Annotated in this window: 25 protein-coding genes; 9 read left to right on the forward strand and 16 right to left on the reverse strand. The window is 45.4% G+C overall.

Annotated elements, in window-relative coordinates; all coding sequences use genetic code 11:
- Positions 1 to 35 precede the first annotated feature (35 nt).
- Positions 36 to 749, reverse strand: coding sequence for a VOC family protein (locus tag IRE19_RS11490; protein WP_203340482.1), 714 nt, complete (start codon positions 747 to 749; stop codon positions 36 to 38).
- 197 nt (positions 750 to 946) lie between these two features.
- Between IRE19_RS11490 and IRE19_RS11495 the strand changes: the two genes are divergently transcribed.
- On the forward strand, positions 947 to 2,503 hold the full coding sequence (locus tag IRE19_RS11495) for a BCCT family transporter (RefSeq protein ID WP_203340483.1): 1,557 nt from the start codon (positions 947 to 949) through the stop codon (positions 2,501 to 2,503).
- Between the two features lie 69 nt (positions 2,504 to 2,572).
- Here the strand turns inward: IRE19_RS11495 and putP are convergent, their stop codons facing one another.
- Positions 2,573 to 4,093, reverse strand: a complete 1,521-nt coding sequence (gene putP, locus IRE19_RS11500) for a sodium/proline symporter PutP (RefSeq protein WP_203340484.1) — start codon at positions 4,091 to 4,093, stop codon at positions 2,573 to 2,575.
- Positions 4,094 to 4,204: 111 nt separating this feature from the next.
- Here putP and IRE19_RS11505 point away from each other — a divergent pair, with 111 nt between their 5' ends.
- Positions 4,205 to 4,567, forward strand: coding sequence for a DUF2188 domain-containing protein (locus IRE19_RS11505; RefSeq protein ID WP_191715481.1), 363 nt, complete (start codon positions 4,205 to 4,207; stop codon positions 4,565 to 4,567).
- Positions 4,568 to 4,605: 38 nt separating this feature from the next.
- On the opposite strand, the gene IRE19_RS11510 is transcribed toward IRE19_RS11505, so the two are convergent.
- From IRE19_RS11510 to desA, 3 genes are all read right to left on the reverse strand, one after another.
- The gene (locus tag IRE19_RS11510) at positions 4,606 to 5,205 is read right to left on the reverse strand and encodes a response regulator transcription factor (RefSeq protein ID WP_191715480.1); all 600 of its coding nucleotides are present in this window, start codon (positions 5,203 to 5,205) and stop codon (positions 4,606 to 4,608) included.
- Positions 5,202 to 6,338, reverse strand: a complete 1,137-nt coding sequence (locus IRE19_RS11515) for a sensor histidine kinase (protein ID WP_191715479.1) — start codon at positions 6,336 to 6,338, stop codon at positions 5,202 to 5,204. Before IRE19_RS11515 ends, IRE19_RS11510 begins: the two co-directional genes overlap by 4 nt.
- Positions 6,339 to 6,433: 95 nt before the next feature.
- A complete protein-coding gene (gene desA, locus IRE19_RS11520) occupies positions 6,434 to 7,453 on the reverse strand; it encodes a Delta(5) desaturase DesA (protein ID WP_191715478.1) in 1,020 nt (339 codons plus the stop codon).
- 207 nt (positions 7,454 to 7,660) lie between these two features.
- On the opposite strand from desA, the gene IRE19_RS11525 reads away from it, so the two are divergent.
- Positions 7,661 to 7,891 carry a hypothetical protein gene (locus tag IRE19_RS11525; protein ID WP_191715477.1) on the forward strand — a complete coding sequence of 77 codons (231 nt, stop codon included), beginning with the start codon at positions 7,661 to 7,663 and terminating at the stop codon, positions 7,889 to 7,891.
- Between the two features lie 223 nt (positions 7,892 to 8,114).
- On the opposite strand, the gene cydC is transcribed toward IRE19_RS11525, so the two are convergent.
- From cydC to IRE19_RS11550, 5 genes are all read right to left on the reverse strand, one after another.
- The gene (cydC, locus tag IRE19_RS11530; protein WP_191715476.1) at positions 8,115 to 9,821 is read right to left on the reverse strand and encodes a thiol reductant ABC exporter subunit CydC; all 1,707 of its coding nucleotides are present in this window, start codon (positions 9,819 to 9,821) and stop codon (positions 8,115 to 8,117) included.
- On the reverse strand, positions 9,818 to 11,545 hold the full coding sequence (cydD, locus tag IRE19_RS11535; RefSeq protein ID WP_203340485.1) for a thiol reductant ABC exporter subunit CydD: 1,728 nt from the start codon (positions 11,543 to 11,545) through the stop codon (positions 9,818 to 9,820). The genes cydC and cydD overlap by 4 nt, the downstream gene beginning before the upstream one ends.
- A gap of 178 nt (positions 11,546 to 11,723) precedes the next feature.
- Positions 11,724 to 11,894 (reverse strand): hypothetical protein, encoded by a 171-nt coding sequence (locus tag IRE19_RS11540; RefSeq protein ID WP_203340486.1) that lies wholly within the window; start codon positions 11,892 to 11,894, stop codon positions 11,724 to 11,726.
- 110 nt (positions 11,895 to 12,004) lie between these two features.
- The gene (locus tag IRE19_RS11545; RefSeq protein ID WP_203340487.1) at positions 12,005 to 12,736 is read right to left on the reverse strand and encodes a hypothetical protein; all 732 of its coding nucleotides are present in this window, start codon (positions 12,734 to 12,736) and stop codon (positions 12,005 to 12,007) included.
- 209 nt (positions 12,737 to 12,945) lie between these two features.
- Complete coding sequence (locus IRE19_RS11550; RefSeq protein ID WP_203340488.1) at positions 12,946 to 14,589, reverse strand: AMP-binding protein; 1,644 nt, start codon at positions 14,587 to 14,589, stop codon at positions 12,946 to 12,948.
- 158 nt (positions 14,590 to 14,747) lie between these two features.
- On the opposite strand from IRE19_RS11550, the gene IRE19_RS11555 reads away from it, so the two are divergent.
- On the forward strand, positions 14,748 to 15,905 hold the full coding sequence (locus IRE19_RS11555; protein WP_203340489.1) for a class I SAM-dependent methyltransferase: 1,158 nt from the start codon (positions 14,748 to 14,750) through the stop codon (positions 15,903 to 15,905).
- On the forward strand, positions 15,902 to 16,156 hold the full coding sequence (locus IRE19_RS11560) for a hypothetical protein (protein WP_203340490.1): 255 nt from the start codon (positions 15,902 to 15,904) through the stop codon (positions 16,154 to 16,156). Before IRE19_RS11555 ends, IRE19_RS11560 begins: the two co-directional genes overlap by 4 nt.
- 51 nt (positions 16,157 to 16,207) lie before the next feature.
- Here the strand turns inward: IRE19_RS11560 and IRE19_RS11565 are convergent, their stop codons facing one another.
- Positions 16,208 to 16,627 carry a hypothetical protein gene (locus IRE19_RS11565; protein WP_203340491.1) on the reverse strand — a complete coding sequence of 140 codons (420 nt, stop codon included), beginning with the start codon at positions 16,625 to 16,627 and terminating at the stop codon, positions 16,208 to 16,210.
- Between the two features lie 152 nt (positions 16,628 to 16,779).
- On the opposite strand from IRE19_RS11565, the gene IRE19_RS11570 reads away from it, so the two are divergent.
- The gene (locus IRE19_RS11570) at positions 16,780 to 17,703 is read left to right on the forward strand and encodes an ABC transporter ATP-binding protein (protein ID WP_203340492.1); all 924 of its coding nucleotides are present in this window, start codon (positions 16,780 to 16,782) and stop codon (positions 17,701 to 17,703) included.
- The gene (locus IRE19_RS11575; protein ID WP_203340493.1) at positions 17,681 to 18,625 is read left to right on the forward strand and encodes a DUF2705 family protein; all 945 of its coding nucleotides are present in this window, start codon (positions 17,681 to 17,683) and stop codon (positions 18,623 to 18,625) included. Before IRE19_RS11570 ends, IRE19_RS11575 begins: the two co-directional genes overlap by 23 nt.
- Positions 18,626 to 19,461: 836 nt before the next feature.
- Here IRE19_RS11575 and IRE19_RS11580 read toward each other — a convergent pair.
- From IRE19_RS11580 to IRE19_RS11590, 3 genes are read right to left on the reverse strand one after another with little or no spacing between them, the layout of a single operon-like run.
- Positions 19,462 to 20,184: an alpha/beta hydrolase gene (locus IRE19_RS11580; protein ID WP_203340494.1), complete on the reverse strand. Its 723-nt coding sequence runs from the start codon at positions 20,182 to 20,184 to the stop codon at positions 19,462 to 19,464.
- A gap of 23 nt (positions 20,185 to 20,207) precedes the next feature.
- The gene (locus IRE19_RS11585; RefSeq protein WP_203340495.1) at positions 20,208 to 20,822 is read right to left on the reverse strand and encodes an NAD(P)-dependent oxidoreductase; all 615 of its coding nucleotides are present in this window, start codon (positions 20,820 to 20,822) and stop codon (positions 20,208 to 20,210) included.
- 45 nt (positions 20,823 to 20,867) lie between these two features.
- Positions 20,868 to 21,599, reverse strand: a complete 732-nt coding sequence (locus IRE19_RS11590) for an NADPH-dependent oxidoreductase (RefSeq protein WP_191715464.1) — start codon at positions 21,597 to 21,599, stop codon at positions 20,868 to 20,870.
- A 105-nt stretch (positions 21,600 to 21,704) separates the two neighbouring features.
- Between IRE19_RS11590 and IRE19_RS11595 the strand changes: the two genes are divergently transcribed.
- Both IRE19_RS11595 and IRE19_RS11600 read left to right on the forward strand, forming a co-directional pair.
- Complete coding sequence (locus IRE19_RS11595) at positions 21,705 to 22,259, forward strand: M15 family metallopeptidase (protein WP_301610489.1); 555 nt, start codon at positions 21,705 to 21,707, stop codon at positions 22,257 to 22,259.
- Positions 22,260 to 22,335: 76 nt separating this feature from the next.
- Positions 22,336 to 22,911 (forward strand): hypothetical protein, encoded by a 576-nt coding sequence (locus IRE19_RS11600; RefSeq protein ID WP_203340744.1) that lies wholly within the window; start codon positions 22,336 to 22,338, stop codon positions 22,909 to 22,911.
- A gap of 54 nt (positions 22,912 to 22,965) precedes the next feature.
- Here IRE19_RS11600 and IRE19_RS11605 read toward each other — a convergent pair whose 3' ends face one another.
- Entirely contained in the window at positions 22,966 to 23,322 is a 357-nt protein-coding gene (locus IRE19_RS11605; RefSeq protein WP_203340496.1) for a hypothetical protein, read from the reverse strand.
- A gap of 293 nt (positions 23,323 to 23,615) precedes the next feature.
- A complete protein-coding gene (locus tag IRE19_RS11610) occupies positions 23,616 to 24,608 on the reverse strand; it encodes a GNAT family N-acetyltransferase (protein ID WP_203340497.1) in 993 nt (330 codons plus the stop codon).
- Positions 24,609 to 24,610 lie beyond the last annotated feature (2 nt).

Genomic DNA, 24,610 nt, shown 5'->3' on the forward strand with positions numbered 1-24,610 from the left:
TCTATCCATTTTACCACAGATTAGCTGCAGCTAAACTATAGACGCGGCAGCCAGTACCGGCCATGTGCATATTCAACCTTATTTTCACCATCCACAAAATGCACTTCTTCCAGACGTTCCTTTGGCTGATCGGTTTTTCTGAATTCAATTCGGCAATTCGGCAATTCCAGGCTGCCGCCGAGAATCTTCCGCCATGCATCTGCCGTTTCCTCCGGATTCCATACTCCAAACACGCAGTGGTCGATCGCAAGCTTTTCGTTCATATCCTGCACGGCGCCATTATCCCGTAACTTCCTGTAGCGTTGCTCGTCCGTTTCCTGCCATTCAATGAAAAATGGGGAAGGCAAGCTCGTCGATACGGGCTCTTCGATAAATAACATCTTCCATTTGATCACTTGTCCCGCTTCAGTCTGCCGCTCGGCATCCAAAATGCCGGAAGTTTTAATCCCTCGGCCTTCTAAGTCTTCGTGGACTGCCTGAATCTCGCTGGTCCGAAGGCATATGGTTCCAAAACCTATTTGGTCGTGCAACAACAGCCTTGTCAAAGGGTGATCTGCACAGGAAGCTATTTCTTCTTTCTCTACTGCCAGCCATTCAATATAGCAATTCTTCAGGTACAGCAACGCATTATGCGTTCCCCAATTTACATGTTGTCCTCCAACAGCGGCATGAAAGTTTTTCTGTTGCCACTGTTCCACAGCTTCTTTGGGCTTTTTTTGAATAAAATGAACTATGTGATCCAATTTCATAAAGCACCTCGCTTATCTTTTTTACCCATGCTATACCGTTCGCCGTTTCCTGCAGGTTTCCTTTAAATGGCGAAAAGTAATATTCTAAAGAATAAGGCAAATACTTAGCGATAATTTAGATTTTTTTGCCAGATAGGGTGGTTTTCTTCTGCTATGTTCGGTAGGCTAAATTATAGAAACACTTTTAGGAGGTACAAATGAATAGAAAATCACTTGGAAATCCCGTATTCATCGTCTCTGCTACGGTCATACTTATCCTTGTCGTCTTAGGAGCGGTTATGCCGGTCCGTTTTGGAGATGTAGCAGGAACTTTATTTAACTTTACGACCTTGAATTTCGGCTGGTTTTATCTCCTTGCCGTCTTTATCATCACCCTCTTCCTCATCATCATCGCTTTATCCAAATACGGCGGCATCCGCCTTGGCGCTGACAGTGATCGCCCCGAGTTCCCATTCTTCACCTGGATTGGCATGTTGTTTTCTGCAGGGTTTGGAGCAGGCCTTGTTTTCTGGGGAGTAGCCGAACCAATGAGCCATTTTTTCACCACACCTTTCGGCGACGAAGCACAGACACCGGAATCGGCTCGAATTGCCATGGGCTATTCATTCTTTCATTGGGGAGTCAGCCAGTGGTCGGTATTCGCACTCGTTGGTCTTGTCATCGGATTTCTGCAATTCCGCAAAAAGAAACCTGGATTGGTTTCCACGGCACTTGAGCCGGTGCTCGGCGGTAAACCTTTAGTCAAACATTCCATCGATTCGCTGGCAGTTATCGCTACCGTGATGGGAATCGCTACATCTCTTGGGCTTGGCGTTCTCCAAATGAATGGCGGGCTGAATGCGGTGTTTGACATCGACAATGCCTTTCCAATCCAACTAGGGATCATCGTTGTCATGTTCGCCGCTTACACTCTGTCTTCTTCTACCGGCCTGAAAAAAGGGATTGCGTACTTAAGCAACCTGAACCTTGGGTTGGCGCTGGTCCTGATGGTCTTTGTCTTTATTGCAGGCCCAACCGTTTTCATCATGGAAACTTTCACTTTGGCATTGGGCGATTACATCACCAGCTTCGTTTCTTACAGTCTTCGCCTTCAGCCATATGCAAACGGCGACTGGGTAGAAGGCTGGACGATATTCTATTGGGCCTGGGCCATTGCCTGGTCTCCATTCGTCGGTGCCTTTGTTGCACGCGTCTCCAGAGGGCGCACAATACGCGAATTCGTTATGGGTGTGCTTGTCATCCCGCCTGCTATCGCCTGTCTATGGATTGCCGTCTTTGGGGGCACTGCCCTTTGGTATGACTTGAATCAGGGCACAGGAATCGCTGAAGCGGTCGATAATGACCTGACTTCGGCATTGTTCCAGACGTTTGATGTTCTGCCGCTGACAACCGTCATGTCCATTCTCGCAATCCTTCTGATTTTCACTTTCCTTGTGACTTCGGCTGACTCTGCTACCTATATTCTGGCTTCTATGACCAGTTACGGAAGCCTGAATCCACCAACAGCCTTCAAGATTGTCTGGGGTGTGCTGATGGCTGCAATTGCAGCAGTCCTGCTGTATGCAGGCGGATTAGAAGCTCTTCAAACCGCATCTTTGATTTCAGCTCTGCCGTTCACGGTGCTGCTGGTACTGATGCTTTGGTCTTTCACAAAAATCATCCGCAGAGAATCACCACCTATTAAGGAATCGGAATTGCAGCGCTTTAAGCGGATGGAACAGGAATCCCGCAAACAACGCAACCGTAATAGTTAATAACTCAGCATGCAAAAGGCGTACAGCCCTTCCATTTGGAAGGAGCTGTACGCCTTTTTGTTGGTAAACTTATTTGTCTTCGTTGATCAATCGAACTGTTTCATCGAATTCTTTCTCAATCTGTGCATCTGGTTTGTATGTGACCAGGCTGACAAGCCATGTAACAAGCAAACACAGGAAGAATCCAGGAATGATTTCATAGACACTGCCGATGAAATTCGTTGTTTCAGTAGCTCCAGGATCCTCGGGAATTGTACCGATCAAATCCCATACGATGACCGTTACAGCACCGACGATCATTCCGGCTAAAGCACCCATTGATGTTAGCTTACGCCAGAATAAAGACAACAGGATAATCGGTCCGAAAGCGGCACCGAATCCGGCCCACGCATACGCAACCAAGCCAAGAATTGTATTGTTCTGTTCCCATGCCAGGTAGGCGGCAATAACAGCAATCAACGCCACAGCGATACGCCCTAAGTTCACATATCCTTTTGGCGATGATTCTTTCTTGAAGGCAATCTTATACAGATCTTCAATCAACGCTGATGAACTCACCAAAAGCTGGGAAGAAATTGTACTCATAATCGCTGCTAAAACAGCAGCCAGTACAAATCCAGCAACCAGTGGATGGAACAGAATCTGGCTCAAGTCCAGAAAGACCGATTCAGGATCCACCAGAGTCGCTGAAGGGTTCTGCTGGAAGTAGGCAATCCCAACAAGTGCTGTTGCTGCTGCTCCAAGAAGACTGAAAATCATCCAGCCCATACCGATACGGCGGGCTACGCGTACTTCCTTCAAGGTTTTAATCGCCATAAAACGGACGATGATATGCGGCTGGCCAAAATAACCAAGTCCCCAGGCTACTGCTGAAATGACACCGATTGTGGAAGCACCGGAAACCAGGCTCAGCATCTTGGGATCCACTTCACGGATACTGGCAGCTGTTTCGCCGAATCCGCCTGTGGCAAAAATGCCTACTGCCGGTACTGCGATCAAAGCCAGCACCATCATGATGCCCTGAACAAAATCCGTATAGCTGACGGCCAGGAATCCGCCGAATAAAGTGTAGGCTACAACAACAATCGAGCCCAAGACTAACCCTAAATGATAGTCCATACCGAATGAACTCTGGAAGAACAAACCAGAAGCGACCATTCCGGATGAAACGTAGAATGTAAAAAAGATTAAAATGATAATACCTGAAACAATTCTCAATAACCGTGATTTATCCTTTAGACGATTCTCCAGAAAACTTGGAATCGTGATCGAGTCACTGGTTACAAATGAATAAATCCGCAACCTCGGTGCAACGAAGAACCAGTTTAAAAAGGCACCGACGGTTAATCCGATCGCAATCCACACTTCAACTAGTCCATTAAGGTAAATCGCTCCCGGCAAGCCAAGCAAGAGCCAACCGGACATATCCGAGGCACCGGCACTAAGTGCAGCAACTGCTGGTCCAAGACCCCTTCCACCAAGCATGTAGTCGGATAAATCTGCTGTTTTCCGATAAGCGTACCAACCAATAAACAACATGGCTGCAAGATAAATAGATAGTGCAATGATTTGATAAGTAGTATCTGTCATTCTATCCCCTCCTTGTTTTACAGTGTAACATCCTTAACTTTTATTAAAAGTCCCTTTTTCGGTTTTATAGCCAATCCAAGTGGGGAAAAGAATCTCAAGGAGGAGATTATTATGCCGTGGAGCAAAAATGATTATCCGGATTCGTTCAAAAATCTAGACAGTGCCGTCCGCAATAAAGCCATTGAAATTGCCAACGCATTGCTTCGTGATGGCTACGAAGAAGGCCGTGCCATTCCAATTGCTTTGGATCAGGCAAAAAAAAGCGTAGAGGGCGACGAAGAACGGCCGATTTATGAAATCAGAAAGCACGACGAAGGTTGGCAATTAAAGAAAAAAGACAGCAAAAAAGCCATCTTGATTGAAGAAACCAAAGAAAGCCTGATGGGAGAAGCCAAGCGTTATGTCAATAAAAATCACGGAGAACTCCATATCTACACGGAAGACGGCTCCTTGTCAGATACACTTTATGAATGATTGAAAAGTAAACGCCGCTGTCGGATGACAGCGGCATTTTATTTGAACCATCCTTTTTCTTTAAAACGGGAAATGGCTTCAATCCGGTTCCCCACTTCCAGCTTATCCAAAATCGTCGAGATGTAATTGCGTACTGTTCCAGTTGTTATGAACAACTCTTTGGCAATTTCTTTCGTACTCCGCCCCTCGGCAATCAACTCCATTACCTGGCTCTCACGCTCGGTTAAGGGATTTTCGTCGCCGTATGCCAAATCCACCAATTCCGGTGCATAAATACGGCGTCCATCCATAATTGTCCGAATGGATGTTGCAAGGTCTTCGCTCGGGCTGTCTTTCAGCAAATAGCCGCTGACTCCTGCCTTTCGAGCACGTTCAAAATAACCTGAGCGCGCAAAGGTCGTTAAAATAATGATTTTACACGGCTTTTCTTTCAAGATTTCAGCTGCGTCCAACCCGCTTTTTAACGGCATCTCGATGTCCATGATACAAATATCAGGCTGCAGCTTTTCGACAAGTTCAATGGCCTCTTCTCCATTCGATGCTTTGCCCACTACTTCCATATCTTCTTCCAAATCCAATAAAGAACCTAAAGCCCCCAACATCATCCGCTGATCTTCAGCCAATACGATTCGGATCATTTAATCGCCTCCTTTGAACTATAAAGAATCACGTTCGGCACCCGAATATTCAATGTGGTGCCTTCCATTACTTTGATATCCACTGATCCGTTGACAAATTCCAGGCGTTCGCGCATCCCTGCCAATCCATTTCCTTGCAAAGATGTGTTTCCTTCCGGAAATCCTTTTCCATCATCCTGTACCTGAACAAGAATTTCTTCAGGATTTTGTTTGATCAGGACACTGCACCGTGTAGCATTACTGTGTTTCACGACGTTTGTCACAGCTTCTTTCAGACACATGCTCAAAACGTTTTCAACAAGCAGCGGTGTATTGGTCAATTGCGGCGAACCATAAAACACAAAATCGATTTCAGCCGCTTTTAAAATTTGCTGAATCCGCAGAAGTTCCTCGTCCAGTTTCGTGCCCCGCATATTGGATACCAGCTCCCGCACTTCCTTTAGAGCTGTACGGGCTGTCTGCCGCACGTCATTGATTTCATTCAAGGCCGACTCCGGATTCCGGTAGATCAACTTGCCTGCCAAGTCACTTTTTAAACCAATCAGTGACAACTTCTGTCCTAAAGTGTCATGCAGGTCACGTGCAATCCGCTCGCGTTCTTCAATAATAACCAATTGGGAGATCCGCTTATTGGCATCTTCAAGTTGGCCTTCCAACTTCTCTCGTTTGTTGCGGTTGTAGGTATTGAAAGGCAGCAGAATAACTCCCAATATGCTGAGCACGATAAACGGCAACTGCGAAACATACAATTCACTGTGTTCAAAAAAGCCGAATACCACAGCAGCAATCGTCGTGCCAATATGGAGGCCATAGATGATGAAAAAGCCGACTTTATTACGCAGATTGCCGATGAAAAACGCCACAAAAATAGCGAGATAAACATAACCGAACAACAGAATCATCGCAATATTGATAGCCATTTCTATACTTACCCAGACATAGACAAAGCCGGTTTTCGAATTGAATGAAAGACGGTACGCAATAAAGAACAGCAGCAGCAGCAAAATGCCGATGACGATCTCAGGCAATGAGGAAGAACGAAAAATAAAGAAAAAAGGCAAAATACAAAAGATGACCCAGGCGTAAAGACTCAACCATGGATTTTTAGGAAATATTTGATACCAGCTTTGCATAAGAGCCTCCTGTTCGTTTCTATATGAGTCAATCATAGCAAAAAATAAGCAAAAGAAAAAACCATTCTGCTAAGAATGGTTTTTTCTGCCAACTATTACTGTTGAACAGTTTTCGAATGGCCTAATAAGTGTTTGATGTCGCCAAATGTAACGAATGTTTTATTTGGTGCATCATACAATTTATAGCGCAATGATTTCAAGCTGGATTTAATGTTGATTGTTGTTGCCTGTTGAAGCGGTGGAGTGGATTCGTGCGCTTTTTCCAAGTTGTAGTTTGGAACACGCGGGCTCAAGTGATGCACATGGTGGAAACCAATGTTGCCCGTTACCCATTGCAATACTTTCGGAAGCTGGTAATAAGAGCTTCCTTCTACAGCCGCTTTTACATAATCCCATTCGTTTTCGTCTTCAAAATACGAATCTTCGAATGTGTGTTGAACATAGAACAACCAAATGCCGAACGCTCCAGCTATAAACATGGTTGTACCTTGAACGATCAGGAATGCCTGCCAGCCAATTGCCCAGATTAAAAGCGAATAGATGACAACAAGCGAGATATTGATCAGGTACGTGTTATTGCGTTCTTTTTTACGTGCATCTTTACGGTTGAAACGGCTTGAGATCAAGACCAGGAATAACGGTCCGAATCCAAACATGACCAGTGGATTGCGGTACATGCGGTATTTGAAACGTTCCCATTTCGATGCTTCCACATATTCTTCAATTGTCATAACCCAGATATCGCCGACTCCGCGCTTATCAAGATTACCACTTGAAGCATGGTGAATCGAGTGCTCACGTTTCCACTTTTCATATGCGAAAAGTGTCATGATGCCAGTAATCGTCCCGACAACTGCGTTAGCTTTCTTGTTTTTGAAAAATGATCCGTGTGTGCAGTCATGGAAGATGATGAATGTGCGGATGACGAATGCCGCAGCCACTGCTGATAATGCAATTGTTAACCAGATAGAGACATCAAGCGCCTGATAGGCTAAGAACCATGCCAAAATGAAAGGGGGAATTGTATTTGCTAATTGTCTTACACTTGCTTTGACGTCAGCCTTTTCGAAAGGTGCGACAAACTTGCGTAATTGCGCTGTTTTTTCTCTGCTCATGTTTTCGGCTTCCTCCTTATACGGACTTTTTCAATCCGAATAACTTATTAACCTAATCATAAAGTGAAAGCAACATGACAATAAGACACAAACGTCTATATTTCTATATGACAGTTGTCATGTATTTCAGAAAATCAAGCTCTTTAAAATTACAAGCAATATGTGTATACTGTAAATAATCAGAAAAATCAGAACGGAGTGGAGCTTATGACCGGTCTCGTCGCCGTCATCATGGTCTTTTCAATTCCATTAGCAGGCATTATCACTTCACATTTTCAAGCCCAAACAAAACTGAAGCACAAGATGCTCCAAACTGAGCTGGAGCTTGAAAAACTGAAGCACGATAACTATGTCATCGAAACACAGAAGATGCGCCTTGAACTGGAACAAATGAAGCTGGAAGATGCCAAAAAAGACGATTATTTGATGTTGAAATAAAAAGTCTCCAAGAACCTAAAAGCCCCTTTATGCATATTCGCATGAAGGGGCTTTCCTTGCTTGCTCTAATGTGCGGAAGAGCTACTGATCGCTTCCGTTTTTCTATGTCCAGCTGTGGTGCCCAGCTTCTCGGGGTCTTAAGTCAGCCCAACCTTATGGCACAAAACGCCACCAGGTCGGGCCGCCTTAAGCCTGTCGAAGCTACACGGGCACCTCCGCTTTTCTATGCAAAAACACTATTCTCGATTTGCTTCAACTGGTAGAAATAAGAGTGCTTCTTCATTAATTCGTTGTAAGAACCTATTTCTACGATCCGGCCATTTTCCATGACGGCAATTTGATCCATCTTCTCCAGACCCACCAAGTCATGACTGATAACAACAAAGGTATCATTATGGCCTTGTCGGAACAATTCTTCGTAAATGGCTCTTCCTGTTACACTGTCGACGGAAGAAACCGGCTCGTCCAGAAACCAGAGCGACTTCCCTTTTAGAAGAGCACGCGCAATCGCCAAACGCTGTTTTTGGCCTCCGGACAAATTCTGTCCTTTTTCTTCGACCTTCATCTCAAGCGGAAACAACTCCAACTGGACTTGGGCCAATGTCCGTTCCATCTCCTCATCGCTTGCCGCTGGATTAGCGATCGATAAATTGCTGCGGATTGTGCCAAAAAAGAAATGGTTTTCCTGGAGGACGATATTCATTTCCTGCCAAATGGCTTCTTGATCGAGTGTTTCCACCGGCTTTCCACCAATGGACAATTGGCCTTGATCGACAGGAAAAACATTCAGCAATAATTGCATCAAAGTCGACTTGCCTGAACCGCTGGGCCCGACAACCGCAGTCTTTGTTCCTGGCTTCAACTGGAGCGATACCCCATCAACCGCAAGCGCTGTTTCTCCTGGATAACTGAAGGACGCTTCTTTCAAGTTGATTTCAAGCGGTCTATCCGGAAGTTTTTCTATTCCTTGTGCGGCCCCAGGAACTGCGACAATTTCCTCCAATCGCACAGCTGCTTTTCTGCTTTCTTCAAAGTAAGCCGGAAATGCCGCCATAGGTGCCACGTTTTCAAAAGCGGCAATGGAAATCATGACGAGCATCGCCAAATATAAGCCTTCCAGTTCACCAGCGGCAACAAAATATGCGCCGACACCCAGAACAAAGAATGAAACCAGCAACGCGACCAATGAATTGATTGACTGTGCCAAATTTTCTTCCAAGCCCTCTTTTCGCTGCCCTTCATTATACTGGTCAGCATCTTTTTTCAGCAGCTGTTCTTTTTTGCCTAACTGCTGGTGGATTTTCAAATCACGGAAACCGTACAGAAATTCGGTGGCTTCTACAGCCAGGCTTCCACGCATCGCTCTGACCTGCCCATCTGTTTTGCGTTTTCGGATAGAGAACAAAGCAGGCACGATTACTACAGTCAACAGCATGCCGATCAGCATAACCAAAGCAATGCCTATGGAAAAGAACGAGCTGAAAAAAATGGTGCTTAAAAAAACGATACTTAATACAACTGGCGGATAAAAAACACGCAATAGAAAATTCTGCAGGCTTTCGACGTCTCCTACAATGCGAGACAACAAGTCACCGCTCCGATATTTGCCGAAAATCCCAGGTGCAAGCGGCGTGAGCCGTTCAAAAAATGAGACCCTTAAATGGCTGAGCATGGTAAATGTGGCGCGGTGTGAATACAAACGCTCACCGTACCGGCTCAATGCCGAAGCAAAACCGAATAACTTCAGACAAGCCGCCATCACAACCAATGTCGTCATTTGAGAAGTTAACGCAGCTTTCGAAATTAAATAACCACTCGACCCCATCAATGCCACACTGGCGATCCCCGCTAAAAACCCGAAGAAGATGGCAATCGAGACATCCTTTTTTTCAATGAGTGTCAATTTTAATACATGCTTTAATTCATTCATCGCACACTGCCTCCTTGCTGTGCCGATAGCATTTCTTTATATGGACTATATGTTTGCAGCAATTCATCATGGCTTCCAACAGCTTCAAGCTTGCCGCCGTCAAGGAAGAAAATCAGATCCGCTTTCCTGATGGTATGCAAACGGTGTGCCACCGTGATAACCGTCGATGTTTTCTGCAGTTCACTTAGTGAATCCTGCAGAATTTGTTCGGTCCGCAAATCCAGGCCGGTTGTTGGCTCATCGAATAAAATCAAAGAAGGCTTCTTCAGAAAAGCCCGCGCCAATGCAATCCGTTGCTTTTCTCCACCCGATAATCCACGACCTGCTTCACCAATAGGCGTTTCAAATCCCTGCTCAAGTGCCAAGACCATTTCAGCAATCCCTGCCTTTTCAGCTGCATCCAAAATTTCAGCATCACTGACTTGCCGATTGGCACCGATCTCCATGTTCTCCCGAATCGTGCCTGCAAAAAGGTAAGGGTTTTGAGAAATATAACTTAATTGGTCAAACCAGGATTGTTCACTCATTTTCTCCCGTTGGACTCCATTGATCATCAGACGCCCTTCACTTTGCGGCAAAAGCCCAGCCAACAACTGCATGAGCGTCGTTTTTCCTGATCCGCTTTTGCCGATGATCGCCACTTGGCTATAAGGAGGAATCTCACCATCCATTGGCGCTAAAGTAAAACCATCATCGCCATATTGAAAAGACAAGCCCTCAAGCGAAAGATGCGGTGGTTCAGGCGCCAATTTCTCACTGCCCCAAACCAGACTTGGATGAGTTTTTTCTAGTTCAGCTGACAATTGATTTGCTGCCGACACGCTTCCTCTTGCTGTATGAAAGGCGCTGCCGAAATCTTTCAGCAGATTAAAGAAATCCGGCACTAAAATCAAAATGAAAAATGCCGTAAAAAAACTGATGCTGTCGAAGACGACAAGGCGCAGACCGATTTCAAGTGCAATGATTCCGATGCTCAGCATTGAGATATACTCCAGCATCAAAGAAGAAAGAAACGCTGATTTCAATACGTCCATTGTGGAGTCACGGAAGCTTAAACTGCTCTTGCGGATGGTATTCCGTTGTTTTTCAGCCTGTCCGAATAACTTGAGTGTCGTTAAACCTTGCAACACATCAAGAAACGTACCCGAAAACTGGCTGAGTTGCTTCATTTTTTCGTCCGCTTTTTTTTTCGTCCCTTTTCCGACCATAGCCATGAAAACCGGAATAAATGGGGCCGTAATCAGGATAATAACTCCGGTTGTCCAGTTTTGAGTAAAAATAACCACCAATAATAACAGTGGAATAATATAAGTTTGAATCATTTGTGGAATGTATTTGCTGAAGAACCCATCTACTTCGTCTACTGCATCCATCAACAAGCTGACTTTCTGGCCGGATTGGCCTTGAGCTGCTGATTGCAGCGGATTTGAAGCAAACGATTTTATTAAAGTACTCCGAAATTCACTTTTTACATCAGCAGCCAAGTTCACGCCTGCCCGGCCAATTGCATACCCGGCACCTGCACGCAGCAGGATCGCCGACAACAAGCCGACAAACAACGGCAGCAAACTTTCGAATGCAGCATTTTGAAGAAAGACCCGATCTGCAATAGCCACGAAAAACAAGGCTTGCCCAATGGTAGCAACCCCTTTTAAAACCGACGCCACTGCCAGGAAAGCCATCTTGTTCTTCCGCTGAAATGCCAGTTGCTTTAAATCGTTCATGCCATTCTCTCCTTCACTTTACCTCCTTCTATTATAAAGCATCCGATGTTGAAACCCTCATCAGGCGCCCATAGCTGCTGTGTTTATAGCGATTTTTGTTACAGTCCTGTTCACAATTCCACTCTTGGCATGTAAACAAAAAAACCTGCTGGCGGTCAGCCAAGCAGGGTGCGAATGATTAATTTTCAATTGTTTGTCCATGCATGCCCGGTGAAAAAATAGCCGTTTTCAGCCAAGTCATGTCTTCCTGTATTTTCAGTTTTAAGGATTGATCAACACATTTTCGATATTCATCCATTAACTTAATCAGTTCATATTCGAAAATGGCCAATTCTTCTTCTGTAAGCACTGTAAACACCCTCTTAGGTAAGCCGTTTTTATACCATGCTTTATTACCTATCTTAGTATGACTATTATACCATTATCTTTCTTTTTTTGCTATAAAAATAAATTTTTATTTTACAAAAGTAACAATAGGACGGAATAAGAAATCAGCCCAGTACAAAAGGCCAATAAACTGCTCTCCCGCTCTTCCGGCAATTCTTCCTTTAAAACATTTAAAATAATGCCGCCTGCCAATAACGCAGTCAGTACTGACATAATCCAATCATGCACTTCCGTAACGGCACCAATTCCCCAGCCGATCAGAATCGCCGCAGCCAACAACCATCTTCCGTACCGGTCGTAATCCTCTGGGTGGGTAGCGCGCAACCCTTTATCGTTGGCCATGAAATGAACAGCCATCGCGGAAAAAAACAAAACCATACTCCCCATATCCTGATAATCTTCCCTAACGAGCAAATAGCCAATGACGCCATTATACAAAGCAAAAGTGATAATGTGAACCCAAAAAACTTCGGTCGCTGCTTTAGGCTCTGCAAGATGTCTATTTTTCTTTTTAGAGGTCTTCACCCAATGCTCCAGTGCATAAAAGATGACCAATCCGGTCATCGCAAGCAAATAGATATGATTTTCCAAAAATCGCAGGCTACCATTCTCCAGTTCACCCTGCAATTCATCTTGGAAAACTCCGAGTTCCGGCAACAAGTGCAAAAAGACATAAGCGACCGATATCCCACCCGCGATGGAAAGGAACCGGCTTCGCGGCAACACTTTCAACAGTTTTAAACGTTTTGAAAACAGATGGATCAAAACAAACCCAATGGCAAAAATGAAGCTCAGCCAAATCATCCGCAAGCTCCTCCTTTTAGACAGATAGATGGCCAGATAAGAAGGGTGCGGCTATTTCTGTGAAACACCAAATACCCTATATTCGAGACAAACTTCTTTTTACTTATCTCCCCTTTATGAAGAATTGTAAACTAGGATAAGGATTGCTTTATAAGCAAAATAGAAAAGGCACCCAAAAGGATGCCTTACAACTTCTGTTATTTCTTTTCTCACACTTCAGCTTTTCGGCTTTGTTCGACTGATAGCTCGCGCAACTTGAACTTTTGTATTTTCCCTGAAGCCGTCATCGGGTATTCCTTGGTGAACTCAATATAGCGCGGAATTTTGTGCCGGGATATTTTTCCTGTGCAATAAGCTTTCAGCTCTTCTGCATCGAGCTTTTCTCCTTCTTTCAAGATCACCCATGCCATCAGCTCTTCCCCATATTTCGGATCAGGCACACCGACTACTTGAACATCCTGTACAGAAGGATGCTGGTAAAGAAATTCTTCGATTTCACGCGGATAAATGTTCTCGCCTCCACGGATTACCATATCTTTGATGCGTCCGGTGATGGCAATATAGCCGTCTTTGTCTTCTACAGCGATGTCGCCCGTGTGAAGCCAACCTTCCGGATCGATCGCAGCTTTTGTGGCTTCTTCATTTTTATAGTAGCCTTTCATAACATGGTAGCCTCTTGTACAAAGTTCTCCAGGCACTCCGGTCGCTACCTGTTGTCCTGTCACCGGATCGATGATTTTCACTTCCACTCCCGTATGCGGTTTGCCGACTGTCGACACCCGTTTTTCGATGTCATCATCAGCCCGCGTCTGTGTGATGACCGGTGATGATTCCGTCTGGCCATAAGCGATAGTAATTTCCGAAGCCCCCATATCATGGATGACTTTCTTCATCACTTCGATCGGACAAGGAGAGCCCGCCATGATGCCTGTACGCAGCGTCGACGTATCGAAAGACGCAAAATCCGGATGGTTCAACTCGGCGATGAACATCGTCGGCACTCCATGAAGTCCTGTGCACTTTTCATCCTGCACCATTTGCAGTACACGTTTCGGTTCAAACTGTTCTGCAATGACCATCGTCGTCGAATGCGTCACTGCGGCCATTGTTCCAAGCACGCAGCCAAAACAATGGAAAAACGGGACAGGAATACACAAGCGGTCGGTTTCTGTCAGGTTCATCGTATCACCAATCAGTTTGCCGTTATTGACAACGTTCAGGTGCGTCAGCATGACGCCTTTCGGAAATCCGGTTGTGCCGGATGTATACTGAATGTTGATGACGTCGTCGGGATCCATCGAATGAAAACGTTCCTGGTAATCAGCGTCGCTGACCTTTTCAGCAAAAGCCTCAAATTCATTCCATGTGTAGATTCCTGGGTAACTCGTGTTGCTCATGACAATCACCCGTTTGAAATGCGGCAGTTTCTTGCTGGCGATTTTGCCTTTCTCAGCCGTTGCCAACTCCGGGCAAACCGTGTTCACGATTTCTATATAACTCGTACCTTTAAACTCTTCCCCTAATATCAAAGTTGTCGCGTCCGACTGCTCCAATAAATATTCAAGTTCGCTCGATTGGTAGCTTGTATTGACCGTCACTAATACACCACCCATTTTCCCGGTGGCGAATTGGCTGAGCAGCCATTCACGCTTGTTGTCTGACCAAATGGCCACATGCTCCCCTTTTTCAATCCCAATTCCAATAAATGCCTTTGCCAGGCGATCTGTTTCTTCATCAAATTCCTTGTAGGTTTTTCGAATCCCATGTTCCGGATAGACGTAAGCTTCTGTCTTCGGATTCAGCGCAGCCTGTTCTTTCACGACTTGCCCGACTGTTTTCTGCAAAGTCACCATTTTCCATCCCCCTAGTTGAAAACGTTTTCACTCCTCTATATTATCACAAAATTCCAAATTAATGGGACGTGCTTTTATCGGAACGAACCGGACAGCTCGCTCTTTTTATGCACCGCATGATAAACTAAAACTATTACATGCAACGGAAAGGATCGACCATGGAATTACAAACAATGCAGGACCAATTGACAGAACGCCTTTTGCAGCAGCAATTGGTGTCAGCAACCGTCAGCCAGCCGCGACTGAAATCCAATGACATCAAGCGGATCAAACTAAAGCCGGTTGAAATTAAAAACGAATACTTAATCCAATTTGAATATCAGCATGAACATGTGCTGAAACACGAAAACTTGCCTCTTGAAGAAGCATGCCGTAAATTGGAATCTCTTTTCAATGACTTTCGCCAAGCCCTGTTTCAATTCACGGATGAAAAAGTACAGATCCAGCTTTCCAAAAAATTCAAAGTCAGCTGGAAAGCCGAACAGACCGGCGAGAAAAAAGCTGAGCTTTCTCATAACCGCAAAAAGCAATACTTGCTGGAAGACGGCATCCCCTATCCATTCCTGGTTCGCCTCGGCGTTCAAAGCTCGGATGGAAAAGTCAAAAAGCAGAAGTACGATAAATTCCGCCAAATCAATCGTTTCATTGAATTTATTGATGATGCACTTGCCTATTTGCCGCAGGACCGCACCGTCCGGATCCTTGATTTTGGTTCAGGGAAATCGTATTTGACCTTTGCGCTGTACCATTACTTGCGCATTGAAAAAGGCTTGGACCTGCGGGTTACCGGCCTTGATCTGAAAAAAGAAGTGATTGAGGAATGCCAGCAGATTGCAGAAGACCTCCGCTATGAACAGCTTGAGTTCCTGGTCGGAGACATCAATGACTACAATGAAGAATCCGCTGTCGATATGGTTGTCACGTTGCACGCCTGCGACGTAGCGACCGATATGGCTTTATCGCGCGCCGTCAAATGGGATGCAAAAGTAATTTTGAGCGTTCCTTGCTGCCAGCACGAATTGAACAGCCAAATCGCTGCACCGGAACTTGGCATCATGCTGCAGCACGGCTTGATCAAAGAGCGTTTCAGCGCTTTAGCTACGGACTCGATCCGGGCAGAACTGCTGTCTCTCGTTGGCTACGAAACGCAATTGATGGAATTTATCGATATGGAGCATACGCCCAAAAACATCTTGATCCGCGCTTACAAAACCGGCCGAAAACCGGGGGCTGGACAATTTAAGAAGTACAAACAATTTACTTCATTGCTGTCAGCCGACCCATTTCTCGAAAACGAATTAAAGGAGTATCTATGAAACGCAAAAATTTAGTGAATGGCATGATTCTAGCTCTTTCTGTCGTGCTGATCCGTTTTATCGACGTTCGTATTTATGATATGAACCTGGTAGTGACCTTGCTGATATTGGGTGCCCTGATTTATGGGGCGATGCGCATCGTTGAACGCTTTCCGTCTCTTGAGGAACCTGTCAGTAAGCAGACTTCGTTCACTGTCAACACGCTTGTGATCCTTTTTATTTTTCTGGTGTTTTTTATATTCAAACTCTAAGTCTATCAAAAAAGCGATGGCCGGGATTCCGGCCATCGCTTTTTTGTCCATTCAAGGGGAGTTTTCATTGGGCTTTTGCTGCGCCTTTTCCTCGATTGTTTTATAGATATAAGTTTCCACCGGTTCTAGGGTGAATTTCAGGTTGCTGGTTTTTAGGTGATTCTTTAGATAATCAAGTTGATGGTTCTCTATTGATTCTGATTGCAGATTCAATATAGAGTGGACGGCAAGCATTCCTTCATTTGTTGCCATCGGGCTATCTTCTCCAGCTTTTTCACGGGCTTCCACTTGCTCCATGCCAAAAATCAGCCCTTCACTTTCCAGTTCTTTCATCACGGCTGCATATCGGTCTTCACCAATTTGCTGCGCCAGATGCTGATCTAATCGTTTGAGGTCATCATAGCCTCCGCCCATATAGTATTGCGTGTAATAAGCTATCAGAATCTGTTCCTTGTCCTCCAACTCTTTCATCGCCAATCCCTCCATCATTTTGCTGTTGATTCTGTTATTCCCTTTTTTCGCGTCCAATAAGCATTGTTGCCGAAGTTCACTTTAAAAAAATGAAACTTTAGCCTACTTGGTTCGTTACTACTAATGACATATAAGAGAGTAGGTGGCAGAGTATGGCTGAACAAGCGATTGTCCAAATCAAGAATCTATCGAAAACAATCGGCAAGAAAAAAATCATCAAAAATTTAAGCCTCGACCTGCACAAAGGCGAAATCACTGGATTTCTCGGCCCCAATGGAGCCGGAAAAACCACGACTATCCGGATGATGGTCGGTTTGATGCGGCCGACCGAAGGCGACGTATGGATCGACGGCCAATCCGTGCAGGCAGACTTCGAAGGCAGCATCCAAAAAGTCGGGGTCATCGTGGAAAATCCTGAAATGTACAAATACATGTCCGGTTACAAGAACTTGCTTCATTTTTCACGGATGCACAAAGGAATATCCAAAGAACGGATTGATGAAGTCGTCAAACAGGTCGGCATGCAAAATCGCATCAATGAAAAAGTAGCTTCCTATTCACTCGGCATGCGGCAGCGCCTTGGTCTGGCACAAGCCCTTCTGCATGATCCGAAATTCCTTATTCTCGATGAACCCACAAACGGCCTAGATCCGGCCGGCATTCGTGAATTCCGGATTTACCTGCAGAAAATAGCCAAGGAAAACGGAGTGGCTATTTTTGTTTCCAGCCACCTTTTGTCTGAAATTGAATTGTTATGCGACCGGATTGCCATTATTCAAAACGGCGAATTAATCGATATCAAAAACGTCAATGATCTCCAGAGATCCCGCTATTACATTCAAGCAGAACCTCTGGAGTTGGCCGGTGAAGTGCTGACAGGCATTGGATTCCCCACCGTATTGCATGATAAAGGCTATCTGATCGATTCTGGCGCCGAACATATTCCGGGAGTCATCAACTTATTGGTCGGAGCCGGCGTACGAATTTTTGCCGTCCAGCCATATCGTGAAACCTTAGAATCCCAATTCCTTGAAATGACAGGAGGCGGCGAAATTGCTCAAACTCATACAAAATGAATGGATGAAACTATGGAGCCGAAAAATGACTTGGATTATGGCTGCATTGCTGGTCGTGGTCGTATTTGCAGGTATCGGCATCACCAAATGGATGAATTCGACAGCCACTGAAAACGCCAACGAGAACTGGCGGGACATTGCTCAAGCAGAAATCGCCAACAGTATGGTCATGCTGGAAGAGCCCGATCTCAGCGAACCACAGGCGGATTATTATGAAGGGCGGATTGCCATCGCTGAGCACCGGCTGGAAAATGACATTCCTTCATTTGAATACGCCAGTATGCAACAACAAGTGATCGATACCCATATGATGATGTCGCTCGTTACGCTGTTGGCAGTCATTACGGCCGGCGGCATTGTAGCTTCTGAATTTTCACAAGGAACCATTAAAATGTTGTTGACACGGCCGGTGAAACGTTGGAAAATCCTCACTTCCAAATACATAACCGTTCTGCTGTTCGCCGTTGTATTAACCGTGATTTTATTGATTTCCACAGCACTCGCAGGATTGCTCTTTTTCGGAATTAGCGACGGAACCCTCCTCGTGTGGAACGGGTCGGAAGTGGCAGAAACTTCGTTCTGGCTGGAAGCCCTCAAACTCGCAGCACTTAAATTTTCAAGTGTCTGGATGATCAGCACGTTCGCATTCATGCTGAGCACCGTTTTCCGCTCTAGTTCCTTAGCAATCGGCTTATCGATCTTCCTGATGTTTACAGGCATCCAAGCCGTCTTCCTATTACAGAACTATGAAATCGTTAAATATTATTTGTTTACCCATACCGACCTGACACAATTTTTCACCGGTAATTTCATGATTTCTGATATCACTATCCAGATGTCCATCGTCGTATTGGCCGTTTACTTTTTGGTATTCATGGCCATCAGCTACTGGACATTCGGCAGAAGAGACATCACTGCGTAAAAGAAAAGCGAAGGCAGTCGCTTAGCTCCGACAAGCGCTGGAAGCATTGCTGGTAATGGCGCCCTTGGCCATTGCCGGCAAGGCTGAAGCGTCTCGAGGAGCTGGCTGCCGGAGTCTGGACAACAAGAAAAGCGAAAGCGCCCATGTAGATTCGACGGGCATAAGACGCGCTGGCGAAGCGGCATGTTTCCAGCCGCACAGTCAGAGTGGCTTATGACCCTAGAATCTGGGCGCTGAAGCTGGACAAAGAAAAGCGAAAGCGCCCATGTAGATTCGACGGGCATAAGACGCGCTGGCGAAGCGGCATGTTTCCAGCCGCACAGTCAGAGTGGCTTATGACCCTAGAATCTGGGCGCTGAAGCTGGACAAAGAAAAGCGAAAGCGCCCATGTAGATTCGACGGGCATAAGACGCGCTGGCGAAGCGGCATGTTTCCAGCCGCACAGTCAGAGTGGCTTATGACCCTAGAATCTGGGCGCTGAAGCTGGACAAAGAAAAGCGAAAGCGCCCATGTAGATTCGACGGGCATAAGACGCGCTGGCGAAGCGGCATGTTTCCAGCCGCACAGTCAGAGTGGCTTATGACCCTAGAATCTGGGCGCTGAAGCTGGACAAAGAAAAGCGAAAGCGCCCATGTAGATTCGACGGGCATAAGACGCGCTGGCGAAGCGGCATGTTTCCAGCCGCACAGTCAGAGTGGCTTATGACCCTAGAATCTGGGCGCTGAAGCTGGACAAAGAAAAGCGGAAGCGCCCGACTACAGGAACAGAAGCAGCCGAAAATTAACGTCATACATCCTAACTCCATAAAAAAAGAAAACTGGCCCGAAATCTTCGGGTCAGTTTTCTTTTATCCATTGGGTTAATATCTCTACTACCTGATCTTGCTGCTCGATCGGCGTTATTTCAGCTGCGTCGTCACCTTTTTGTTCACCATATAAACCGAATTGCGCATGGTTGCCGCCTTCAATTTCAACTAAGACACTGTCATCCGGGAATAATTTCCGGCTCTCTTCAATGTCTTCCACTGTAGACAAGCCATCCAACTCTCCATAAATCGACAGCATAGGCAAGTCGCTGGCCGAAAAGTCGCCAGCTGGATATGCGCCAAGGAAATAAAGCCCTGTCAGCTTTGACGAAGAATCTTCCGCATAAAATGAAGCGGCTACACCGCCCAAAGAATGGCCGCCAAGAAACCACTCCTCCACTTCAGGATATTCTTCAATCACAGCATCTGCTTTTCTTGAACCCAGAATCCCAAAGTTCAATGGCAATTGGGGGATCGAAACCACAAAGCCTTTCTCGCTTAGGGATTGCCCGAGGTATGCATAAGCTTCTTTTTTCACTTTTGCTCCCTGATACAAGATAATTCCTTTGCCGTTAGGTGATTCCGGCTGAAAAATCAAGCCCTCTTCATCCCGATCAATTGCAGATAGATCTACATTCTCAGTCAAGACAGCACTTGGTCCATTATCAAACTGAGCATAAATAACAAAGCTGATGATTGCAATTGCCAATAAAGCAAAAACGCCCAATCCTATACGCACTAACCATTTTTTCATGGGGCACCTTCTGTCTAAACTTTCTAGTAAGCCAAGCCTGCACGGCTCTGAATGAATTCCAGTGATTCCAGCTGGCGATACGCAAACTCCGCCGTGTCCCCAACCGTTATTTCTTTTCCTTCTTCAGGCAACAGATCTTTTTCTGCACGATAATTGCCGCGGGCTTCGCCATCCGGCAAGTATGTGGGGCAAACAATGGTCCATTGAAGAGAGGTTTTTTCAAACAACCGATAAACCGATTCATGTTCTTCTGCAGCAAACGTCAGCTTGCGCTTGGAATCTCCACCTTCGTAACGGAGCAGGCCTGGGCTCAACCGACTATCCAAAATTCCCGCCGTCCCAATGGTTATCACTCGTTCGATGCCGTGTTTTTCCATCGCGTTTACAATCAGCGGCACCGCTTCAGATAAGGTCGTTGTCCGGTCTGTGCCAATAGCGCTGAAAATCGCTGAGGTCCCAATAATTGTTTTTTCAACGTCTTCTGCATTTCGTACGTCCCCAATAATCATTTCCAGATTCGGGTGTGCGTCTAATTTTTGGGATCGGACCAAAGCTTTTACGTGATGGCCGTCTGCTAAAGCCCGTTTAAGAATTTCGCCGCCCACGCGTCCTGTAGCTCCGAATAGTGCCAGCTTCATTGCTTTTCCTCCTTAGGTTTTATCTGTCAAAAAACTTTGTATGCCTTACTTGAAATGGTAGCCTTTTTTCGCCAATACTTCTTTAATGTCTTCACGGCGCGGCTTTCTTAGGAAATTTGCCATTTGTTGCGTCCAAGTAGCGGTTTTCTGATTCGATCCGCGGCTTGCATAATAGGCTTGGATCGTATTGTCGTATTCCGGCAAGATGGTTTCATACTTCGCCTCATCGTACTCATTTTCATGCAAAATCGCTTCGACCGGCAAACGTGGCTTGACGCCATTCGCTTCGTTCGGAACACCGACGGTCAAGCCGTAAACCGGGAAGACACCTTCAGGCAATCCGACCAGTTCGCTGATAGCTTCCATATTATTGCGGACGCCGCCGATATAGCAGATGCCATAGCCTTTCGATTCAGCTGCAAGAGCAAGATTCTGCGCCAGCAAACCAACATCGGTTACAGCCACAATCAAATTTTCCGCGTAATCGAAGACAATTTCCTGTCCCTGCATCTTGCCTGCATGTTGCAGCCGGTTGTAATCGGCACACATCAGAAAGACTGCTCCCGCGCCTTCCATTTGTTTAGCATTTTGGGACAGTTCGCCCAGTTTTTTGCGTTTTTCAGGATCTGTTACCCAAACGATTGAATAAGCTTGGACAAAGTGGGATGTGGCTGCATGTTGCGCCGCTGCAACCAGTTCGCTGACTTCCTCCCGTGACAATTGCTTTTCTTTATAGTCGCGTACAGAAGCGTGCGCTTTCATCAATTCGATAACCATTGATTGTATCCCCTCTCTCTTCATTTCTTCTATCGTACCAAATTCTTTGCTGCGATACTCTTTTCATGATTTTTGCTACAATAGAAGCTACAGAGGTGAATGAAATTGAAACACGCAAAGACCGCTTTTACGATCTTTTTCTTAGTGATTCTCGGCGGTTTTTTATTTATATGGCTGGAGAAGGAAATGGCGTTTCGGGAAGAATTGGAGAAGCGCCCATTGCCTTCCGGATTGCACCCCATCGTAGAAGAAAAACGCGATCAGCTGGTCGCTCAAGCTGCTGAAATTGGAATCGATATTATTATTACCGATGGTTACCGCTCCCCTGAAGAACAGGCAGACCTCCACAGTCAAGGGCGAAGCACGCCTGGCTCTATTGTGACGCATGCAGAAGCTGGGGAGTCCTATCATAATTATGGGTTGGCCATCGATTACGCTCTGCGCTTTGATGACGGATCGGTTGTTTGGGACATTACAAGAGACGGCAACGGCAACGGAGAAAGTGATTGGTTCGAAGTTGCGGCTATCGGTAAGAAACTTGGATTTGACTGGGGTGGTGACTGGCAGCGTTTCAAGGATTACCCACATCTCGAAATGACTTTCGGCTTGTCGATCCGCGAACTGCAACAAGGATGGCGCCCAGAAGATAAAATGGAATAAACACCGCTGTTTTTTCTATTGTTTGTAACAGATGCTCCTGCTTCTTCGTCTTATAGACAAAGGAGGCATACGAGTGATGAAAACGATCAGGGCCATCCGTATTCTTATTCCTGTTTTGGTGCTGATAGCCTGCGGGGTTGATGAACCACTAAAACAACCGGCAGATGATATAAGTGATTTCACTGTGAATTCTGCTCAATCCGACGCTGTCCAAGGTGACTTCATTTATCGCTTGATAAGCGAAAAAGAACAATACACCGAAGGCGAAGAAATAAAAGTTTATGCGGAACTGGAATATAACGGTGCACAGGAGAACATTGAAATTTCCCATGCCGCTTCCCCTTTCCATTTCCCCCTTTCCGAAGAGACAAGGAAATATGTCGTTGAATATGCCATGAACGAACCATTGTTGACTACCCGATTAACCAAAGGAGAGCCCTTGCATGAGGACTATACTGGCAGCGGCGGCTATAGTGCCGAAGAAGATGAAGCTTATATTGAATTTGTTCAGCGTATTATGGAAAAAGAGTTTCCGCCCGGTTATTATAAAATCGATGGTTTTGCGAACTTCACTGCCACAAGCTCTGCTGGTTCCGCCACCCCTTATGAAATCCATACACAAATCGACTTTAAAGTCGTTCCAGAAAATTAAAACAGCACGTGTCCTATTGGACCGCGCTGTTTTAATTCTTAGGAATAGAGTCAATTAACTGCGATTGCTGTAATCGTGCAGATGCGACAATGGCGTCAGATAATACAGCTCATCAGGACAACGCTGAGAAATTTTATATAGTTCCCAAAACAATGCTTCCGGCACTTCATATTGCTGTATAAAATCTGGCATTTTTCTCGTTTTAAGCGTAGCCTGCTGTTCTTTCACTTGGTCTATATCAACCCATAAGGTTTGATGTCCACTGGTTTCCGCTTCTTTCTCAGGTGAAGGGACGATGACACTTAAACGTGCAAACAAGGTGATGAACTGTTCTCCCGCTTCTTCGTGTGTGCCTTTGGATCTTGAAAAATAAAAGCTTATTTCTTCTTGAAAATCTGTTTGATCTTTCATCACGTTTCTCCCCTTTTTTTTGAACAAAGAAAAAGCCGAAAAGTCTTCCCATGTTTATGGAAAGTTACTTTTCGGCTTTGCTGATAGCACTAATCTCTACAGCACTTGACCAAATTATTTAATTGCGTTTTACGAACCAAGTAGTTACAGCGGATATTTTAGGTGGAAACGCTATCGTTTTCCTGATGCTTCTAGCTTATTCGAATTTTTAAAATTAGTAAAGTGGCTTGATGAATCAATAGGAGGATTTTATTATGTCGATTCGTCTAGAGTCATCTGTTGCCGGCTTCCAACTATTCGCCATGTGCCCACGAAATTCGCGGATCCACTTTCCTTACCATACGGACCATGATGGGCTGAAATCCCATTCTCGGCCAAAAATAGGAAGCTAGTTGATTGGGCGTATGCCAATCTGCGAAAATATACTCATAGCCCTGTTTCTTCATCTCATCGAAACAGTAATTGGCTAACGCCCGCCCTACTCCTGTTCCTCGGAGGTCCGGATTAGTCGATGCTGCAGGAAGCACGGCACAATTTTCGGGAGTCACCAGACTCAGCGGGTCTTCCTTGCGGAAATAGACATGGAATCCGGCAATCTGGTCCCCCTGCTCAGCCATCCATAAATATGCATCCTGGTCTTCACTTAAAGCTTCGTAGCTTTCCTTTACATCCTCTAAAGTTTCACGTGTAATAGGTTGCCAAGAAGGAGCGGCTGCCTGATGAATGCTATTCCACATTCCCATTTTTTTCAGTAATGATGCGTCTTCCCTTTTTCCTTTTCGAAACTCGAGCTTCGGAAGTGTGCCGTTTTCCGATTCAAAATCATCAAGCGACAAAATTCCATATTTCTGTTCAAAACTGAAAGACTGGTCCAGCCATTGGTCAATAACTGCTTCATTGCCCAGCGGCGCCATTAATCTATGATGAAAATAGCCATGTTTGATCCACTCAGCTCCAGCATCTGCATATAACAACCTCAACAAACGCGGATTTTCATGTTCGCTTATAGCGATGGATTCATAGTCCATCCATACATAGCGCCCGTGTTTAGCATCTTCTTTAAACTCATAAAGCAAATAACCGATTACATCAATCCCTCTGACTGCCACAATGCCATTGATGAATGGACGTTCAAGCATATGTCTCAGAACCTCTTCGGTATCATCGATTTCTTCGAACGTTGTCGGCAGAAAGCTGAAGATCTTACGCTCCCTTTCATGGCGCTTTGCCAACAGTACCGCCATTTGCCGAATATGTTTTTCTTCCATCCCCATGATTTGAATCAATC

Source organism: Planococcus beijingensis, from assembly GCF_016820615.1.
Lineage (GTDB): Bacteria > Bacillota > Bacilli > Bacillales_A > Planococcaceae > Planococcus > Planococcus notacanthi.

Bases quoted from the DNA above. Each gene is read 5' to 3' on its own strand.
- IRE19_RS11490 (WP_203340482.1), bottom strand. From the start codon at position 749: ATGAAATTGGATCACATAGTTCATTTTATTCAAAAAAAGCCCAAAGAA.
- IRE19_RS11495 (WP_203340483.1), top strand. From the start codon at position 947: ATGAATAGAAAATCACTTGGAAATCCCGTATTCATCGTCTCTGCTACG.
- putP (WP_203340484.1), bottom strand. From the start codon at position 4,093: ATGACAGATACTACTTATCAAATCATTGCACTATCTATTTATCTTGCA.
- IRE19_RS11505 (WP_191715481.1), top strand. From the start codon at position 4,205: ATGCCGTGGAGCAAAAATGATTATCCGGATTCGTTCAAAAATCTAGAC.
- IRE19_RS11510 (WP_191715480.1), bottom strand. From the start codon at position 5,205: ATGATCCGAATCGTATTGGCTGAAGATCAGCGGATGATGTTGGGGGCT.
- IRE19_RS11515 (WP_191715479.1), bottom strand. From the start codon at position 6,338: ATGCAAAGCTGGTATCAAATATTTCCTAAAAATCCATGGTTGAGTCTT.
- desA (WP_191715478.1), bottom strand. From the start codon at position 7,453: ATGAGCAGAGAAAAAACAGCGCAATTACGCAAGTTTGTCGCACCTTTC.
- IRE19_RS11525 (WP_191715477.1), top strand. From the start codon at position 7,661: ATGACCGGTCTCGTCGCCGTCATCATGGTCTTTTCAATTCCATTAGCA.
- cydC (WP_191715476.1), bottom strand. From the start codon at position 9,821: ATGAATGAATTAAAGCATGTATTAAAATTGACACTCATTGAAAAAAAG.
- cydD (WP_203340485.1), bottom strand. From the start codon at position 11,545: ATGAACGATTTAAAGCAACTGGCATTTCAGCGGAAGAACAAGATGGCT.
- IRE19_RS11545 (WP_203340487.1), bottom strand. From the start codon at position 12,736: ATGATTTGGCTGAGCTTCATTTTTGCCATTGGGTTTGTTTTGATCCAT.
- IRE19_RS11550 (WP_203340488.1), bottom strand. From the start codon at position 14,589: ATGGTGACTTTGCAGAAAACAGTCGGGCAAGTCGTGAAAGAACAGGCT.
- IRE19_RS11555 (WP_203340489.1), top strand. From the start codon at position 14,748: ATGGAATTACAAACAATGCAGGACCAATTGACAGAACGCCTTTTGCAG.
- IRE19_RS11560 (WP_203340490.1), top strand. From the start codon at position 15,902: ATGAAACGCAAAAATTTAGTGAATGGCATGATTCTAGCTCTTTCTGTC.
- IRE19_RS11565 (WP_203340491.1), bottom strand. From the start codon at position 16,627: ATGAAAGAGTTGGAGGACAAGGAACAGATTCTGATAGCTTATTACACG.
- IRE19_RS11570 (WP_203340492.1), top strand. From the start codon at position 16,780: ATGGCTGAACAAGCGATTGTCCAAATCAAGAATCTATCGAAAACAATC.
- IRE19_RS11580 (WP_203340494.1), bottom strand. From the start codon at position 20,184: ATGAAAAAATGGTTAGTGCGTATAGGATTGGGCGTTTTTGCTTTATTG.
- IRE19_RS11585 (WP_203340495.1), bottom strand. From the start codon at position 20,822: ATGAAGCTGGCACTATTCGGAGCTACAGGACGCGTGGGCGGCGAAATT.
- IRE19_RS11590 (WP_191715464.1), bottom strand. From the start codon at position 21,599: ATGGTTATCGAATTGATGAAAGCGCACGCTTCTGTACGCGACTATAAA.
- IRE19_RS11600 (WP_203340744.1), top strand. From the start codon at position 22,336: ATGAAAACGATCAGGGCCATCCGTATTCTTATTCCTGTTTTGGTGCTG.
- IRE19_RS11605 (WP_203340496.1), bottom strand. From the start codon at position 23,322: ATGAAAGATCAAACAGATTTTCAAGAAGAAATAAGCTTTTATTTTTCA.